The organism is Virgisporangium aurantiacum, from assembly GCF_016863635.1.
Lineage (GTDB): Bacteria > Actinomycetota > Actinomycetes > Mycobacteriales > Micromonosporaceae > Virgisporangium > Virgisporangium aurantiacum.
The window spans coordinates 1-19,178 of the sequence record NZ_BOPG01000052.1 but is presented as its reverse complement, the minus strand read 5'-3'; the positions used below and the strand labels follow the sequence as shown (position 1 = coordinate 19,178).

5 protein-coding genes are annotated in these 19,178 nt (G+C 73.7%); 3 read left to right on the top strand and 2 right to left on the bottom strand.

What is annotated here, in order from left to right; all coding sequences use genetic code 11:
* The coding region (locus Vau01_RS39175; protein WP_204004496.1) for an SDR family oxidoreductase at positions 1-4,264 on the top strand (4,264 nt) is incomplete at its 5' end.
* A complete protein-coding gene (locus Vau01_RS39170; RefSeq protein ID WP_239152207.1) occupies positions 4,264-10,371 on the top strand; it encodes a beta-ketoacyl synthase N-terminal-like domain-containing protein in 6,108 nt (2,035 codons plus the stop codon). The genes Vau01_RS39175 and Vau01_RS39170, both read left to right, overlap by 1 nt.
* A gap of 8 nt (positions 10,372-10,379) precedes the next feature.
* Here the strand turns inward: Vau01_RS39170 and Vau01_RS39165 are convergent, their stop codons facing one another.
* The gene (locus Vau01_RS39165) at positions 10,380-13,802 is read right to left on the bottom strand and encodes a fatty acyl-AMP ligase (RefSeq protein ID WP_204004493.1); all 3,423 of its coding nucleotides are present in this window, start codon (positions 13,800-13,802) and stop codon (positions 10,380-10,382) included.
* Positions 13,803-14,034: 232 nt separating this feature from the next.
* Here Vau01_RS39165 and Vau01_RS39160 point away from each other — a divergent pair, with 232 nt between their 5' ends.
* Positions 14,035-17,154 (top strand): hypothetical protein, encoded by a 3,120-nt coding sequence (locus tag Vau01_RS39160; protein ID WP_204004489.1) that lies wholly within the window; start codon positions 14,035-14,037, stop codon positions 17,152-17,154.
* Between the two features lie 43 nt (positions 17,155-17,197).
* Here Vau01_RS39160 and Vau01_RS39155 read toward each other — a convergent pair whose 3' ends face one another.
* Positions 17,198-18,658, bottom strand: coding sequence for a hypothetical protein (locus Vau01_RS39155; RefSeq protein WP_204004486.1), 1,461 nt, complete (start codon positions 18,656-18,658; stop codon positions 17,198-17,200).
* Between the last annotated feature and the right edge of the window lie 520 nt (positions 18,659-19,178).

The following is a 19,178-nucleotide window of genomic DNA, read 5'->3' as shown; positions in this document are numbered from 1 at the left end:
CGCCGCGCGGACCCGGGCCGAGTTCGACCCGGCGGCGCCGGTGCGGCTCGCGGTCGTGGCATCGGACCCGGACGACCTGAAGGCGTTGCTCGCCGCGGCGGTGACGGGACACCCGCACCCACAGGCGTACCTCGACACCGGACCGGCATCGCCCGGACGGGTCGGCTTCCTGTTCCCCGGCCAGGGCGCGCAGTACGTCGGAATGGGCGGCGACCTCGCGGTCCACCTGGAGCCGGCGCGCGTGCCGTGGGACCGCGCGGCCGGTCTGGACGACCTCGACGGCGGTGCGCTGCACCGGCTCGTGTTCCCGCCCCCGGCCTTCACCGACGCCGAACGCGCCGGACAGCAGGCCGCGCTGACCGCGACCGAGTGGGCACAGCCCGCGCTCGCGGTCCACAGCCTGGCGCTGCTGGCGGTGCTCGACGCCGTCGGGCTGGCCGCCGATCGCCTGGCCGGGCACAGCTTCGGTGAGCTGGTGGCGCTGCACGCCGCCGGCGCGTACGACGCCGACACGCTGGTACGGCTGGCCCGCCGGCGGGGCGAGCTGATGGCGGGCGAGTCCGCCCGCGGTGCCATGCTCGCGGTCGCGGGCGACCGGGCGAGCGTGGCTTCGGCGATCGCGGGCCGGCCGGACGTCTGGCTCGCCAACCACAACGGCTCCCGGCAGGTGGTGGTGGCCGGAACGGCGGACGCCGTCGACACGGTCGCCGGGCTTCTCGCCGCCCGGGGCATCGGCACGACCCGGCTCAACACGGCGACGGCGTTCCACACCCCGCTGGTCGCGCCCGCCTGCGAACCGCTCCTCGGATATCTGCGCGGCCTGGACGTGCGCCCGCCGCGGCGGCCGGTGCTCGGCAACGCCGACGCGCGGGAGTACCCGGCCGACCCGGACGCGGTACGGCAGCGGCTGGCCGACCAGCTCGCCCGGCCGGTCGCGTTCGTCGACGTGGTCGAGGCCATGTACGCCGCCGGCGTCCGGACCTTTATCGAGGTCGGCGCCGGTGCGGCCCTGACCGGTCTGGTGGGCCAGATTCTCGCGGACCGGCCACATGCGGCGGTGCCGTTGGACCGGCGTGGCCGGAACGGGCTCACGAGCCTGCAGGAAGGGCTCGGGCGGCTGGCCGTGCGCGGCGTCGCGATGGATTTCACGGCGCTGTCCGCGGGGACCGGTGCGGGGACGCCGGTGGAGCGGGCGCCGCTGTCGAGGTCGACGGTGCGGCTGAACGGCGGGAACTACGGCCGGCCGTACCCGCCCGCCGCCGGCGGACCGCCGCCCCCTCCGCCGGCCGTTCCGGTGCCGACCCCGCAACCGATGGTGGCGCCTCCGGCCGTGGCATCTCCGTCCACTGTGGACGCTGACCTGCTGCGCGCCGTCGAGGACGCGCAGCGCCAGATGGCCGAGGCGCAGAGCGCGTTCCAACGCGCGATGACGGACAGCCACCTGGCCTACCTCCGGATGGCCGAGACGACCATGGCCGGCCTGCTCGGTACCCCGGTCGGTGAGCAGCCGGCCGGACCACCGCCGATGCCACGCGCGCCACTGGCGGCACCGGCACCGCCACCGGTGACTCCGACGCTGGCGCCGGAGGTGGCGGCGCCGGAGGTGGTGGCGCCGGGCGACCGCGTGCCGTCCGTCGGGTCCACAGTGGACACCGGAGTGGACGCCGGCCCGACCGTGCCTCCCGCCGGGGACGTCGCCGAGCTGCTGCTGTCGGTCGTCGCGGACCGCACCGGGTACCCCGTCGATATCCTCAACCTGGACATGGCGCTGGACACCGACCTCGGCATCGACTCGATCAAGCGGGTGGAGATCCTGTCCTCGGTCCGGGACCGGGTCGGCGACGTGCCGGCCGACGAGTTGTCCGCGCTCACCACGTTGCGGACGCTCCGCGAGATCGCCGAGCGGTTCACCGGAACGCCGGGACCAGAGCCGGGACCCGAACCGACCGCCCTTGCCCGGCGCACCCTGCGCCTGGTGACCGCGGCACCCAGCGGCCTCGCGATGTCGGGCCTGAGCGCGGGCCCGGTGGCGGTCACCGACGACGGACGCGGCATCGCGCCTCTCGTCGTCGCGGGGTTGCGGCAGCACGGCATCGAGGCCGACGTGGTGACGCGCGTCCCGGCGGACGTCGGCGGTGTCGTCCTGCTGGACGGGCTGCGTGCCGTCGCGTCCCCCGAGGCGGCGACAGCGGTGCAACGGGCGTCGCTGCGGGTGGCGTCGACCGTTGCCCGGCGGATGGAGGCGGCCGGTGGGGTGTTCGTCACCGTCCAGGACACCGGCGGCGACTTCGGTGTCGCAACCCCGGCCGACCGGGCGCGGGCCTGGCTCGGCGGCCTCGCCGCCCTGGCCCGCACGGCGGCGAAGGAATGGCCGAAAACGGCGGTCAAGGCGATCGACTGCGCGACGGCCGGCCGGACGGCGGCCGACGTCGCGGCCTCGGTCGTGGCCGAGCTGATCGGCGGGGCCGGCGCATCCGAGGTCGGGTTGCGGGCGGACGGAACCCGCGTCGTGCCCGAGCTGTGCGACGCCCCGGTCGGCGTCGCGGACGGCCCGGAGCGGATCGGCGCGGAGCGGATCGGCGCGGAGCGGATCGGCGCGGGGCGGATCGGTCCGCACTCGGTGGTCGTGGCGACCGGCGGCGCGCGGGGGATCACCGCGGCCGGGCTCGGGCTGCTCGCCCGCCGGTACCGTCCCCGGCTCGTGCTGCTCGGCCGGACCGAGCTGTCGATGGACGACGAACCACCAGCCGCGTACGAGGACACCGACGAGGGCACCCTGCTGCGGCTGCTCGCCGCCCACCGGCCCGGTACGCCGGCGGAGCTCGCCGCCCGCGCCCGCCGGGTACGGGCGATCCGCGAGGTCCGCGGCACGCTCGCCGGGTTCGAGCGCGACGGCGTGCCGGTGCGGTACGTGCCGGTGGACGTGCGCGACGCCGAAGCGGTGGCCCGCGCGCTCGACGCGGTGCGCCGCGACTGGGGACCGGTGACCGCCGTCGTTCATGGCGCCGGTGTCGTGGCCGACGCACGACTCACCGACAAGACCGACGAACAGGTCGCGACGGTCTTCGGTACGAAGCTCGACGGGCTGCGCGCGCTGCTCGCGGCCACCGCCGCCGACCCGGTCGACGTGCTGTGTGCGTTCTCCTCGGTGGCGGCGGTGTTCGGCAACGCGGGCCAGGCCGACTACGCGATGGCCAACGAGACACTCAACCAGGTGCTCGCGGCCGAGCGGGCCCGGCGCCCGGACTGCCTCGTCCGCGCCGTCGCGTGGGGGCCGTGGAACGGCGGCATGGTGACGCCGACGGTCGCCGACCGGTTCCGTGACGGTGGTGTGCCGCTGGTCGACCCCGAAGCCGGCGCGCACGCGTTCGTCGACGAGCTGGCCGCCGAGCCGGAAGGCAACGTCCTGGTGATACTGACGGCCGACGGGGGCGGCCCGCCGGGGAGGAGCGCCGACGCCGGCATCACGGCCGAGGTGACCGTGACCGAGCGGGGCTACCGGTACCTCGCCGACCACCGGGTCAACGGCGTCGCGGTGGTGCCCGTCGCCACCGTCGTGGGCTGGTTCGCCGGCGCGGCCCGGGCCTGGCGTCCCGGCGCGGAGCGGATCGTCCTGCGCGACCTGCGGGTGCTCGACAAGATCGCACTGCCGGCGCTCGCCGACGGCGGCCACCGGCTCGTGCTCCGCGGGCACGGCGCCACCGCTGCGGACGGCCCGGCGCTGGACCTCGACCTGCGCGACGACGCCGGCAAACCGCATTACCGGGCGAGCGTCGCCGGGCCGTCGGCCGACGCCGTGCCGCCGTTGGCCGGTGACTGGCCGGTGCCGGCGAACCTGGCTCCGCTCGACGGCCCGTACGGCGGCACCACGCTGTTCCACGGTCCGGCGCTGCGGGCGGTGCGCGGCACACCGAGGGTCGGCATCGGTGGCGCGGACGGCGTCGTCGCCGGGGCGCGCGTTCTCGGCTGGCCGGCCGGCATCGGCGAGGCCGGCATCGGCGAGGTGGACGTCGCGGCGGTCGACGGCGCCCTCCAGCTCGCGTTGCTCTGGGCCCGGCAGGCGGGCGCGGGCGACACCCTGCCGATGGCCGTCGACGAGGTCCGGCTGCACCGGGCCGGCGCGGTCGAGGGCGAGGTGCGCTCGGTGGTGCGGGCGGTACGGGTCGACGACGCCGGTGCCATCTGCGACGCGGCCCTCGTCGACGGGTCCGGGCTCGCATACGTGGAGTTGCTCGGCGTCCACCTTGTGAGGCGTCCGGCGTGATGGAGGAGCCGATCGCGGTCGTGGGGCGCGGCTGCGCCGTACCGGGCGCGCTCGACCCGGACACGTTCTGGGCCAACGTCGCGGCCGGCCGGTGCGAGCTGGTACCCGGCGCGGGCTACGGGCGGGTCCGCGGGTTCGACGACGGGTTCGACCCGTCCGGTTTCCAGGTCGGCCCCGACGAGCTGATGGGGCTCGACCCGCTGTTCCGCTGGGTGCTCCACGCCGGCCGGCAGGCGTTGCGCGAGGCCGGGTACGACACCGCGCCGAAGCCCCGGGGCGGCCTGGTGCTCGGCAACCTGTCGTACCCGACCACCGGGCTGGCCCGCCTCGCCGAGCGGGTGTGGCGCGGGGAGGAGCCCGCGGACGGCCGGGACCGGTTCGGTTCCGGGCTGCCCGCACATCTCGCGGCGCACGCGCTGGGGCTCGGACGCGGCGGCTTCGCGCTGGACGCCGCCTGCGCCTCGGCCCTCTACGCGGTCGGCATCGCCTGCGACCGGCTGCGCGATCACGCCGCCGACCTCATGCTGGCCGGCGCGGTCAGCCGGTCGGACCGGACGCTCATCGCCGGCGGGTTCCGCGCGCTCGGCGCGTCCAGCCCGACCGGCCGGAGCCGGCCGTTCCACCGCGGCGCCGACGGACTGGTGCCCGGCGAGGGCGTGGTCCTGTTCGCACTCACCCGGCTGAGTGACGCGGTCGCGTCCGGGCTGCCCGTTCTCGGCGTGATCCGGGCGGTGGGGCTGGCCAACGACGGTCGTACCGGTGGGCTGCTGGTGCCCGCCGAGGACGGGCAGGAGCGGGCGATGCGGCTCGCCTACGCCCGGGCCGGCGTCGCGCCGGAGTCGGTCACGCTGGTCGAGTGCCACGCCACGGGCACTCCCGTCGGCGACGCGGTCGAGGCGCGCAGCGTGGGCCGGGTGTTCGGCGGCTGCGACGACCTGCCCATCGGGTCGGTGAAGTCGAACATCGGGCACCTGCTGACCGCCGCGGGCGGGGCCGGGCTGCTGAAGGTCCTGGGCGCGATGCGGGCCGGGGTACGCCCGGCGTCGTTGGCCGCCGACGACCCGATCGGGGCGCTCAGCGGCACACCGCTGCGGCTGTTGCGCGACGCCGAGCCGTGGCCGGCCCCGCGCCGGGCCGGGGTCAGCGCGTTCGGGTTCGGCGGCGCGAACGCGCACGTGGTCGTCGACGGGTGGGATCCGGACGCGTGGACACCGGAACCGGTGTCCGCGCCGGTTCCCGACGAGCCCGTGGTGATCACCGCGATCGGTGCCAAGGTCGCCGACGGCGCGGACGTCACCGATCTGCGCCGCGCGGTCCTCACCGGCGACGACCGGCGCGGCCCGCGAGCCGGCATCGACGTGGCCCTGGCCGGCCTGCGGTTCCCGCCGCGTGACCTGGCGGCGGCGCACGCCCAGCACGTCCTGCTGCTGGAGGCGGCCCGGGAAGCCAGCGCCGGTCGGTCCCTGCCGCGTGAGCGCACCGCGGTCATCGTCGGTATGGGCGTGGATCCGGAAGTGGCCCGGTACGCGACGACGGCGCCCGCCGACGCTCCCGCGCCGACCGCCGCGGACGTGCTGGGCACGATGCCGAACCTCGTCGCCAACCGCGTCAACGTGCAACTGGACGTGGCCGGTCCGAGCTTCACCGTCTCGGCGGAGGAGGCGTCCGGACTCACGGCCCTGGACCTGGCGACGCGCGCGCTGCGACGCGGTGAGGTGGACGTCGCCCTGGTCGGCGCCGTCGACCTGTCGTGCGAACCGGTACACCTGGCCGCACTGCGGGCCCAGGGCCGGGACCGGTATCCCGGCGACGCGGCCGTCGTCCTGGTGCTGGAGCGGCGCGCCGACGCCCGGCGGGCCGGGCGCCCGGAGATCGCGGTACTGGACGCGGCGGACGGTGACGCCGACCTTGTCGTCGGTGCCGGCGACGGCGCGTTCGACCCGGCCACGCTGTTCGGGACGGCGCACGCCGCGCACGGTCTGGTCGCGGTCGCGGCCGGGGCGGTCGCGGTGAGCCATCGGGCCGTCCCGCGGGCCGGCGCGCTCGCCCGGCCAACGTTCGCCGACCTCGCCTGCCGGGTCACCGTCGACACCCTCGGCGCGGCCGAAGCACGCGTGACGCTGCGCTCCGGCGGCCCGGCGCAGCCGTGGGTCGCCGGTCCCGTCGGGCGGCTGCGGGTCTACTCCGGTGCCGACCGGGCCGAGGTCGTGGCCGCGCTGACCGCCGGTCGCGAGTCGGCGGGCGGTCCGGCCCGGCTCGCGATGGTCGTCGACGACGACGCGTCCACGACCGTCGTCGCCGCCCATCGATGGTTGACCGAGGGTGGCCCGCAACCGGACGGGGTGGCGTACCGGGACCGGCCCCTCGACGACACGGTCGCCTTCGTGTTCACCGGCGGCTCGGCCTCGTACCCGGGCATGGGTCGCGAACTCGCGCTCGCCTTCCCGCACCTCGCCGGGCGGGCCGCGACCTCGGTCGACGCGGCCGACGGCGCCGGCGTGCTGGCCCGGATCTGGGGAGCCGCCGTCCTCGCCGCGCTGCACGTCGACCTGACTCGGGACGTGCTCGGCCTGCGCCCCGACGCGGCGGTCGGCTACTCGTCCGGCGAGTCCGCGGCGCTCTGTGCGCTGGGCGCCTGGCGGGACCCGGCCCGGCTGCTGCACGACCTGCGCGCCAGCGACCTGTTCAGCACCGGCCTCACCGGCGAGTTCCGGGTGCTGCGCCGCGCGTGGAGCGAACGCGGTCTTCCCGCGACCGACTGGGCGAGCTACCTGGTCGGTGCGCCGGCGGCGCAGGTGCGCGCGGCGTTGCAGGGTGCGGCGTCGGTGCACCTGATGATGGTCAACGCGCCCCGCTCGTGCGTGGTCGGCGGCGCGGAGGTCGAATGCGCCCGGGTGCTCGCCCGGCTCGGCAACGCACCCGTGGTACGGCTCGACTACCCGATCGCCGCGCACGTGCCGGAGCTGACCGCCGTCGCCGACGAGTACCGCCGCCTGCACCTGCGCCCGACCCGTGACGTGCCGGGCGTGCGGTTCTACAGCGGCGCGACCGGTGAACCGTACCGGGCGACCGCCGAGCGCGCCGCGGACGCCATCCTGGCCCAGGCGACCGGGACCGTCGACTTCGTCCGGGTCGTCGAGCGGGCCTACGCCGACGGGGTGCGGGTGTTCGTCGAGCATGGGCCGCAGTCGCGGTGCACCACCTGGATCCGGCAGATCCTCGCCGGACGCGACCACCTCGCGGTGGCGCTGGACGCCCCCGACGGCCGGGCCATCGGTCAGCTCTGCCACGCCGTCGCCGAGCTGACCGCCGCGGGCCTACCGGTTCGCGCCGAGGCGGTGCTGGACCATCTCGCCGCGGCGTCAGGCCGGCCGGCAGGTGCGCCCACCGCGACCGTGCGGCTCGCCGCCCACCCCGCCGAGCGCCGGCTGCCCCGCGCCGACGAACCGGTCGCGATGCCGCGCGCCCCGACGCTCCCGCCGGTACCGGTGTCACCGCGACCGGTAGCGGCGCGACCGGTGTCACCGGTCGCGCCCCCACTGGTGACACGGCCCGGAAACGGCGCCGCGCGGGTCGTCGCCGAACAGTTCGCGCGGGTGAGCGCCGTACACCGGGACTTCCTCGCCCACCAGGCCCTGAGCCACGCGCGGTTCGTCGAGGCCGGCCAGCGGAGCCTGACCGCGTTGCTCGCCGCCAGCAGGCACGCGGCCACGCCCGTGGACCGGCCGGCCCGGGGCGGGCCGCCGTTCGACCGCGCCGACCTCGAACGCCTCGCCGCCGGGCACCTCGCCGACCTGTTCGGCCCGCGGTTCGCCGCGCTCGACGGCCGCCGCCGGCTGACCCGGTTGCCCACCCCGCCGATGCTGCTGGTCGACCGGGTCACCGCCATCGACGCCGAACAGCTGTCCATGGGCACCGGCACCATCCGGACCGAGACCGACGTCACGGCCGACGCCTGGTACCTGGACTCCGCCGGACGCATGCCGGCCGGCCTGATGGTCGAGGCCGGACAGGCGGACCTGCTGCTGATCAGTTGGCTCGGCGTCGACCTGCAGCACGGCGGCGACCGGACGTACCGCCTCCTGGGCTGCGAACTCACCTACCACGCGAGCCCGGCCGCGGCGGGGGAGACGCTGCGGTACGAGATCCACGTCGACGGCCACGCCGAACACGACGGCGTCCGCCTGTTCTTCTTCCACTACGACTGTTACGTCGGCGACCAGGTGCGGATGACCGTCCGCGACGGCCAGGCGGGCTTCTTCACCGACGCCGAACTCGCCGACACCGCCGGGCTGCAGTGGGATCCCGGCGTCGACCCACCCACCGGACCGCCACCGGACCCGCCGGTCGCCGGTGTGCACCGTCGCCGCTTCGACCGGGACGCGGTACGCGCGCTCGCCGACGGGCGGCCGGCGGACTGCTTCGGTCCACAGTGGACGGTAACCAAAGCGCACGTGCGCAGCCCCCGCATCGACACCGGGCGGATGCTGCTGCTGGACACCGTGCCGCACCTCGATCCCGGCGGCGGCCCTTGGGGGCGTGGCTACCTGCGTGCCGAGACGCCGGTCGCGTCCGACGACTGGTACTTCGACGGGCACTTCACCAACGACCCGTGCATGCCGGGCACCCTCATGTTCCAGGGCGGTGTGCAGGCGATGTCGTTCTACCTGGCCGCCCTCGGGTACACGATCGAGCGCGACGGGTGGCGGTTCGAACCCGTGCCCGACGAGCCCACCGTGCTGCGGTGCCGCGGCCAGGTCGCACCCGGCAGCCGACGGGTCACCTACGAGGTGTTCGTGCGGGAGCTGCGGGCCGGGCCGTACCCGACGCTGTACGCGGACGTGCTGGGCACCGTCGACGGCGTCAAGGCGTTCCACGCCCAGCGGGCCGGGGTACGGCTCGTGCCGGACTGGCCGCTGGCGCAGCGGAAGGACACCCCGTCGAACACGGAGGATGGCGGCATCGTCGTCGGCGGTGTCGTCCAGGACCACAGCGCTCTCCTCGCCTGCGCCCGGGGACCGATGGCGCGGGCGATGGGGGAGGCGTACCGGCGGTTCGACGTCGCCGGCCGGCGCGCACCGCGCCTGCCCGGCCCGCCGTACCACGTCATGACGCGCATCGTCGCGGTCGACGGCGAGTTCGGCGGCATGGGCACCGGCGCGGCCGTGACCGCCGAGTACGACGTGCCCGGGGACGCCTGGTACCTCACGGAGAACGGCGCCGCGACCATGCCGGTGGCCGTGCTCATGGAGGTTGCCCTGCAACCGTGCGGCTGGCTCGCGATGTACCTGGGCAGCGTGCTCGATTCCGACGAGGCGCTGCTGTTCCGCAACCTCGACGGCACCGGCACGCTACGCCGGGAGGTGCTGCCCGGCACGCGGACGCTGCGCACACGCGTGGAGAACCGCGAGATCTCCCGGTACGGCGGCATGATCATCGAGTCGTTCTCGGTCACCTGCACGGCCGTCGGCGGCCCGGCCGACGGGGAGACCGTCTTCGATCTGGAGACGGTGTTCGGCTTCTTCCCGCCGGCCGCGTTCGTCGACCAACCCGGGCTACCGCCGACCGCGGCCGACCGGGCCCGCCTCACGCAGCCGGGCGTCGGCGTCGACCTGAGCGGCCGCCCGGCCCGGTACTTCGGCGGCACCGCGCGGCTGCCGGGACCCCGGCTCGTCATGCTCGACCGGGTGACCGGGTACGTCGCCGACGGCGGCACGCACGGCCTCGGCTGGCTGCGCGCCGACAAGGACGTCGACGCCGACGACTGGTACTTCAAGGCGCATTTCTTCCAGGACCCGGTGCAACCGGGATCGCTGGGCGTGCAAGCGATGTGCAGCCTGCTGCAGTGGTACCTGCTCGAACGGAACGCCGACGCGGGCCTGGCGCGGCCGCGGTTCGAGCCGGTCCGCACCGGCCACCCGGTGACGTGGAAGTACCGCGGCCAGGTCGTGCCGACCGACACCCGGCTGACCGTCGAGCTCGACGTCACCGCGTTCGGCACCGACGAGCGGGGCCGGTACGCCACCGCCGACGGCTGGCTGTGGGTCGACGGGCGACGCATCTACCACGTCGCCGGCCTCGGCATGCGCGTCGTCGCCGGACCCTGACCGCCCGGTCACCGGTGTGTCGCGCGGTGAACCAGGCCGGCGAGCTCGTCCGCGAACGTGGCCTTCCACTCGTCGATCTCGGCTCCCGACCAGTTCAGCTGCTGCGGCAGGTACTCCCAACCGATGCGCGTCGTCCCCCCGACGATGGAGCATTCGAGGTAGAGCGGCGGTTGTCGCACGCGACCCTCGGGATCCCACAGGTCGCCCAGCGGAGACTCACGCAGGGAGAAAAGACCGCCGGCGCTCTGCGTCGGCGCCTCTCCCTGGAAGTTGAACCCCAGCGTCGGGGCCGGCGCGTTCAGGAGGCGGTTCCGCACGTTCGGATCGTCGGCCAGCAACGTGAGGGCGTCGAACGACATGCCCGCGGAGGGGACACGGGTGAGCCGCTCGGCCACGGCGGTCACCGTTTCTTCCGGGCTCTGGGAGGCACTGTCCTCGAAGGCGAGCGGGAAGGTGCAGTGCATGTCGCCGACCGTGCGCGACAGGTCGAGGCCGTGCACCGCCGTCTGTCTCCCCGAGCTGAACAGCTCGATGACGAGCCGACCGCACCGCCATCGGCGTTGAGCGGTCCGCAGCAGTGCCGCGAGCAGCGTCGTCGCAATAGGTGCCCGCGAGCCGCCCGGCCCGCCCATCCGCACGGTGCGGAGCGCGCGCGTCTCATCGGGTCCGAGGTGTTGGCGAGCGAATGCCAGGTCCTTCATCATGATGTCCGGATGCGCCCGTGAGTCGTAGGCGGCCGGTGGCGGCACCGCGAGCTGCTCGCGCCAGAAATCCAGATCGGCGGTCGCGTCGGCGTTCCCGAAGTCGTTCATCCAGCGGGAGAACTCCTCGAAGCGCGCCGACGTCCGCGGCAGACCGTGTTCCTCCGGCTGGCAGAGGCGGTCCAGATCGTCGACCAGGATGCCCAGCGTGATGCCGTCCATGACGAGGTGGTTGACGGTGATGAAGAGGCGTTGCCCCGAACCGGTCTCCACGAGAAGGAGACGCAGCACCGGGCCGTTCTCCACGCTGAGGCGGCGATGCTGTTCGTTGAGCAGCGGCAGAAGAGCATCGGACCCGTGCACCGTGACCGACTCGACGGCGAAACTCCCCTCGATGTCGCCGTAACGCTGGACGAAGCGGTCGTCGGCCCGGCGGAACCGCAGGCGCAGCGCCTCGTGCCGGGCAACCAGGGCGGACGCGGCGCGGCGAAGCTGCTCCGGCGCGAGCCGCCGACGCACATCGAGCATGACCGCGCGGTTCCACCAGTCCCACTGTCCCCGCTGCAGGGCGACCGTCTGCCCGGCGCTGAACGGGACGTCGCCCGCGTTTGACTCGCTCGTCACCAGGCCCGCCGCTTCGCCCGGCGCGGAGGGAGCGAGTGCGAACTCCCGCACGACCGAGGTCGCCACCGCCCGCAGGGTCGAGCCGTCACCGACGCTCGCCGGTGGTACGCGCGCCCCGGTCCGGTCCTCGATGCGCCTGGCCAGATCCATCAACCCGAGGGAGTCGAGGCCGAGATCGCGGAGCGGCAGATCCACCGGCACGTCGTCCGGACCGGTCGACTGCAGCATGGCGGCGACCTCTGTCTGAAGCAGGCGGAGCACGTACTCCGCGCTCTGCTCCGCGTCCCCGATGCTTTCGACCGTCGCGGGGGTCCTTTGCTGTCCGGAGAGTGCCGACGATCGCAGCGAGCCGTCGGCCCATCGCTGCCGGCATTCCCCGCGCCGCAGCTTTCCGCTGGTCGTCTTCGGAAGACTGTCCGGCTTCATGAGCAGGACCTCGTGACACTGCACGCCGCAGTGCGCGGCCACCGCGGCGCGGATCGCGGACACCGCGCGGTCAAACGGGATCGGCTCTCGGCTCTGGAGGTGTTTCCTTCGCACCTCCGCGGCCACCATGACCCGTTCGACGCCGTCGACCCGTACCCCGAAGGCGACCGCGTTGCCCGGCCGGAGGATCGGGTCGGCCGCCACCACCGCCGCCTCCAGATCCTGTGGATGGATGTTGCGACCGCCGATGATGATGAGGTCCTTCAGGCGGCCGCAGATGAACACCTCGCCGTCGTCGCTGACCACCCCGAGGTCACCGGTGCGCAGGAACCGTCGCCCATCGTCTTCCCGGGTCGCCGGTCGGGCGGCGAAGACGGCCGCGTTCTCCTCGTCGGTCCGTCCCCAGTAGCCACTCGACACGCTCGGGCTCGACACCCAGAGTTCGCCGACAGCGCCGGGTGGCCGCGGCCGCCGCGTCACGGGGTCGACGGCGATCACCGTCACGCCCAGCTCCGCGTCGGGGACGCCGCTTCCCACGAGCGTCACCACGGGCGCGTCCGGTGCGGGCGGCGCGATCACGCCGTCGCGGTCCAGCACGGCGCGGTCCGCCCGCAGCAGCGTCGGCTTGCGGCCGACCTGACCGCAGACGAACAGCACGGCCTCCGCCATGCCGTAGACATTGCAGAACGACGCGGGATCGAAGCGCATCCGGGTGAGCTCGGCTTCGACGCGGTCCATCGTCGCCGGGAGCATCGGCTCACCGCCCTGGAGCGTGGCGCGCAGCGACGAGAGGTCGAGTGTCCCGTCGTCCCTGTCGGCGCCGCGCAGCACGTAGTCGTAGCCGAAGTTCGGCCCGGCGATGTGCGTGCCGCGATAGCGGTCGATCGCCTCCAACCAGAGGCGGGGCGCGGCGAGGAAGGTCATGGGGGAGAAGGCGACGCAGCGCGCGCCGGTGTACATCGCGTTGAGGATCCCGCCGGCGAGCCCCATGTCGTGGAACAGCGGCACCCAACCGACGAGCACCGACGTGTCGTCGACTCGTGTGTTGCGCGCGATCAGTTCGAGGTTGTGCACGAGATTCCGGTGTCGCACGACCACACCCTTGGGTGCCGACGTCGAGCCGGAGGTGTACTGGAGATACACGATGTCGTCCGGGCCGAACGTATTTGCCGCGCGGGCGAGTGCGGCCGCGGCCACCGTCGCCCCGGCGCGTTTGATGCGGTTCGCCAGGAGCCAGGAGAGTTCGGGCCAGCCCGGATTCCCACGGCCCCGCACGCGGTTCGCCACCGACGCGAGTCGTGTGAGCGCGCGGTACTTCGCATGCGTGAGCGCGACGCGCGCGCCGCTGTCCTCGACGACATGACGCAGCTTCGGCAGTTCCCGATCGAGATACCTCGGATCGGGACTCGCCACCGGGACGGCGATCGCGCCGACAAGCATGCAGCCGAAGAAGCTCGCGACGAACTCGAGCCCATCGGGCGGAAAAATCAGGAGGACGGGATCGCCGGGCCCGACCCCGGCCGTTCGAAGGAACTCGGCGGTCCCCGCCGCCCGCCTCACGATCTCCTCGCAATCGGCCGAGTCCACCTCCTTCCCGTGCCGATCGAGAAACGAGTAGAGGGGCGTTCGAGGAGCGACGTCGAGGCGCTCGACCATCGTGGTGAGGAGGCTCGCGTTCATCCGTGTCTCCGACGAAGTCTAGGAGTGGCAGTGTCAAGCCTCGCCTGCCTAGGCTATGGCAGCCGACCGATCCGTTCAACGAGCTATCGCCCGGTACAGCCGGAAGAACCGGGTGGCCGCGATGCGTCCGTTGTCACGCCTGGTGCGGACGTTTCGCCGTTCTCCGTCGCCGGCCGGGAACGAGGCGTAGGTTGCTCCTCCAACGTGCGGGCGCCGAACGTGGGAGGTCGCGATGGTCGGGTCCCTGACGAATACGGCGGACGCGGCCGCAGCGAAGCAGCCGCAGGTCGTGCCGGGTCTGCCGGTCATGTCGGCGCTCGCGCTGGTCCTTCTGGTTGCCGGCGCGATCACGATGGGCGAGACGGACCGGCTCGTGACCGGCGCGCTCACCCCGTCCGGGGAGAGCCGTTCGGTGACCGACGTGGTCGGTATCGGGGCCTGGGGCGGTCCGGAGGCATGGACGACCTGGCTGGAGCTCTCCGAGGACCTGCGGCGATCTGTCGCCGGGTGGATCTTCATGCATGCCCGGTTCGACATCGCCCTGTACGTGGGCTACTGGCTGCTCCTGCGTCCTCTCGTGAAGGACATCCGCGTGGCGGGCGCCGCGTTGTGGACTCTGCTCGCAGTCGAGACCATTGAGACCGGTCTGCTCTGCGCGGCCGCCGCACTCCTGTGGTGGGGCTGGGTTCCGGCGGCTGTCCGATGGGCGCTGGTCGGCGTCGCGACCGTGAAGTGGTTGACCGTCGTCGTGCTCGCCATCGCGGCCGTGGCCGACGAGGCGCTGCGGAGGAGGATCGGTGCGGCCACGCGGCTGGTGGGCCGAGCGGTCTGGGAGCAGCGCCTGTCGTTCGTGGTCGTCGCCGTCCTCAGCGTCCTGTCCCTGGTGCCGCTCCCGGACATCTGGGACCAGCTCCCGGATGTGCAGCGCTCCTGGCTGGACGGCAACGCGAGCGACTGGCTGCACCCGGTCTACGCGGTGTTCGTCACCGTGCTCGTAGCCGTGTGCTTGTTCGTCATCGGTCGCCTGCGCAGCGAACGGGTCTGGACGACGTACGTCGGCGTCGGCTCCGACGGCCGGCCGGAGCCGCCCAGGGACCTCGGCAATACGTGGTGGCTGTGGTGGTTGGCGGTGTCGGTGGCGACGCTGGTAGTCGCGGTCGTTCTCGTGCTGCTGCCCGGCGACGGGACGGTCGGCTGGTGGAACGTGGGAGTGGTGGCCGCGGTTCCGGTCCTCATCGTCGGGCTGTCGATCGTCGTGGAGCGGACTTCCAAGGGGCGCCGGGATCCGGAAGAGGTCGATCCGGAAATGGGTCGCCGTCGTGCGGAACAGACATGGCGGACCGGTGACGTGCTGGCCGTGTCGATCCTCGTCGGGTCCGGTCTCGGTCTCGTCCGTTCGTTGACCGCCCCGATCCTGCTGGGCCCGGATGAGAGCCGTCTCAACGTCTGGCTCATCCGCTTCGCCGTGTTCCTCGTCGGTGTCATCGTGGCGGCGGTCGGGTTCCCGCTGGCCGCCGTGGGCCTGTGCAAGCTGGACGGGAAGGCGCTTGCCGACGAGGAGAGGAAGCCTCCCGTCGAGGACAGGAAGGTGGCGGTCCTGCGGCTATTGCGCCCCTCCGACAACGGGCCGCGTAGGGCACCGCTGCAGACCTCGGCCGGCTGGGTGTTCTTCCTCACCGCCATCGCGATGATCGCCGCGTTCGTCCTCGTGCCGCTCCAGATCAGCCGGAGCCTGGGGGTCGTCGCGTCGACGGTGCTGGCCCTCGGCACGTGGGTGGTCGTCCTCGGGTTCGTGATCGTCCACCTGCAGCACTACCGGCCGCCGGCGGTCCTGGAAGCGTTGGGGATGCGCAGCACGCCGGTCCTCACGATGCTCCTCGTCTTCCCGCTGATCGCCTCGCAGGTCGCCAGCGACCCCGACCTGCACGCGGTGAGCGGCCCGCCCGGTGGACTGCCGGCCGCTCCGCCCGAGCGGCCGACGCTGTCGCAGGCGTTCACCGACTGGCTGAACCGCAGCAAGGACTGCGACCGCACCGTCGGCGGGCAGACCGTCCGGCCGATGGTCCTGGTCGCCGCCAGCGGCGGCGGCATCCGCGCGGCGATGTGGACCGCTGGCGTCCTGGAACGGCTCCGCGACAGCGGCCCCTGCGGAGCACAGTCCGTCTTCCTCTCCAGCGGCGTCAGCGGCGGATCGGTCGGGCTGGTCCTCGCGCGCGGGGACACCCCGACCCTCGACGCCGAACGGCTCGCCGAACCGCATGGCCTCGCCGCCGTCCTCACCGGCACGCTCGTCGGGGACCTGTTTGCCGGCAGCACCGGTCTGCGGGTGCCGTCGTGGTCACTGTCCAACCGGGACGGCAACGAGCCGGCCGGCCGCGAGCGCTGGCGGTGGCGGGACCGAGCCGGACTCATGGAGGCAGTGTGGGAGTACCGCGTCCCGTCGCTGACCGGACGCTTCGACGCATCCGTCCGCGGACCCGGTGGCGTCCTCGTCCTGAACTCCGCGGCGGCCGGCCGGGGGTGCCGGGTGTTCATCAGCCAGGTCTCGCTGAACACCGGCATCGGGGAGACTGCCAGAACGGGTGACGACGCCGGCCGGCGGGAGGCCGATCCGGCCCTCTGCCAGGGCCAGACGAACGACCCGCCGGCGTCGATCGACCTGCAGGACGCCTACGGCAACTGCACGCCGGACATGTCCTGGGCGACCGCCGCGATGCTGTCCGCCCGGTTCCCGACCATCACCCCCGCGGGCCGGGTACCGCCCACCGCCCGGGTCCTGCCGTCCGGCACCGAGGAGTGCGGCCCACGCCCGGACCTGCAACTGGTCGACGGAGGGTACGCGGAGTCATCCGGCATCGGAACCCTGGCCGACATCACCCCGGTGCTCCAGCAGATCGTCCGCAACCACAACACCACCCGCGGCAGCGGACTGCCACTGGTGGTGCCGGTCGTGCTGTACCTGGAGGACGAGACCCGCCGGGACATCGTCTACAAACCGCCGCCGCTGGCCGCCGAGGTGGTCGTCCCGCAGGCCGGGACCAAGGCAAAGGAGCTCCAGATTTCCTCGGGCACCTGGCTGCAACGCATGGCCGGCATCATCGCCGACCCCTGCCCGCCAGTCGAACGCGAGCCCTGCGAGGACATCGTGAAGTCGGTACGGAAGGACCTGTCCGAAGGCATCATCATCGCGGCTCCACTGACCAAGCCGTCGGTCGAGGCGCCGCTGGGCTGGACCCTGTCGCAGGACAGCCGCAACCGGCTCAAGGAGGAGATCGCCGCCGAAGGATGTCCCAGCGCCCTGCCCGGCAGGTACGCGTGTCTCAACCAGCTCATCACAATGCTCGACGCGTGACACGCGGGCGTCGAAGGTGCCGCACGGGCATCACCGTGGCCCGTCAGCCGAGGCGGATCAGGCGGGCGGGGCCGGGACCGGCGACGGTCTCCAGCGCGACCGGCCACGACAGGGTGCCGGCGCTGTCCAGCACCCAGCGGACGTCGTACCGGGTGAGGAGCTCGTGGCGGCGATCTTCCGCGGTGCCGGCGGCCAGCAGCTCCCGGTTGTCGGCGCGGCGGCGCGCGGCGTCGGGCAGGGTCGGGTCCGGCCACGGCGGCGCGACGAACCGCACGCCGCTGCCGAGCAGGTCGCGGGCCGTCCACAGGGTGTCCTCGGCGTCGAGGTCGAGCAGCAGCACCTCACCGGCGCCGACCCGGCCGGTGATCCAGGAGTGCCGGTCGGCGAACGCCGTGACCGGCTTGTCGACCCGCGCGACGGCGAGGGCATTGGCGTGCTGCAGGTGCACGCTCCAGCAGCAGGCCGCCACGACGAGCACCGTCCACGCGCCGGCCAGCACCCGGAACCGGCCACGCAGCGCGGCGACCAGCTCCACGGCCACGGCCACCTGCACGGCGATGAGCACGACCGGCCACATCCTGCCGAGCGCCCAGTGCCCGCTCACCCATCCGGCGCCGACGACGGCCAGGGCCAGCGCGACCATGGCCGCGAGCGGATCGAGCGGGTCCCGGCGCAGCCGCAGCACCAGCGCCGGCAGGCCGAGCAGGAGCGGCGGCCCGTAGGTGCGCAGCACTCCCGAGTACAGCGGCCGGTGGACGCCGTCCAGGTCGCCGGCCGCGAGGGCCACCTCGATGACGTTCGAGTAGGGCCAGGCCAGCACCACCGCGGCGGCCACCGCGACCGCTGCCAGCACCGGTACCGGCCGCAGCGACCGTAGCCGCGACAGGGCGAGCGCCACCGCGCCGAGCACCGCGGCCACGGCCGTGAACGGGTGCACGATCGCGACCACGCCCAGGAACCCACCGGCCGCGGCCCAGCGCCCCGGCGTCGGCCGGTCGAACGTGTGCCACAGGTACGCCCACCAGCACAGGGTCAACGCGAGCGCGACCGTGCTCGGATACGCCACGATCAGCGGCAACCCGGCCAGATTCACAAAGCCGCTCCAGGTCGGCGCGGCCTCGCCCCACAGCAGCAGCACCATCGGCAGCGCCACTGCTGGTGCCCACGGCGACGCGCTGAAGACGCGGACGAACCGGTGTAGCCCGAACAGCAGCAGCGCGAAGCACACCGGCGCCGCCAGCCGCAGCGTGTCCACGCCGGACAGCCCGGTCAGCAGTCCGACGAGGCCGAGCAGCACTGTGTACGGGGTGTTGTACGGGTTGCCGGTGTGTGCCCGCACCATCGGGTCCGCGGGCCGCCACAGGTGCTGCCGCAACTCGTCGACGACCGCCGCGTGCAGCCCGAAGTCACCGGCCCACGGCGCGCGGTAGGCGACCAGGCACGCGAACAGGAACCCGCCCGCCGCCACCGGCAGGTACGGCGCCGGGACGAGGGCGGGACGCATGGCCGGTCACCCTACCCAAACCGCCCCGCCGCCGTCCGCCGCGGGGTTTGTGCGGTTTCGTAGGCCGGCCGCGTCGTGCGGCAGGAGCTTCCCCTTCCCTGACCCCAGCTCCCGGCACCCGGTGGGTCGAAAGCCGTAGGTACCTCCCCCGGTCGGGGGATCCCCCACGGGGATATTTACGGCCTCGGCCGGTGGCTCGGTGGAGGCCTTCTAGCAGGGCAGTTGGGTGAAGACACCCGCTGTTGACCATGGTTTGGGCTGCCTAGGGTAACGCCCACACCGTCACCCGGAGTGCTGCCTGGGTTTCGGCCCGGCTTGCGGGCATGGTGAACGCGACGGTCTGTGGGGTGGCGGCGAGGATCCCGGTGATCCAGGTCGTCATGTTCCCGATCACCGTGGGCAGGCCGCTTGCGGCGGATTTGCGGCCACTGCCGCGGATGCCGACACGGCGACCGTCACGCCGGTGATGCCGGCGACGGTCAGCAGACGGATTGCGGTTCGATGCACAGGGTCGCTGGTG

Bases quoted from the DNA above. Each gene is read 5' to 3' on its own strand.
- Vau01_RS39155 (WP_204004486.1), bottom strand. From the start codon at position 18,658: ATGCGTCCCGCCCTCGTCCCGGCGCCGTACCTGCCGGTGGCGGCGGGC.
- Vau01_RS39170 (WP_239152207.1), top strand. From the start codon at position 4,264: ATGGAGGAGCCGATCGCGGTCGTGGGGCGCGGCTGCGCCGTACCGGGC.
- Vau01_RS39165 (WP_204004493.1), bottom strand. From the start codon at position 13,802: ATGAACGCGAGCCTCCTCACCACGATGGTCGAGCGCCTCGACGTCGCT.
- Vau01_RS39160 (WP_204004489.1), top strand. From the start codon at position 14,035: ATGGTCGGGTCCCTGACGAATACGGCGGACGCGGCCGCAGCGAAGCAG.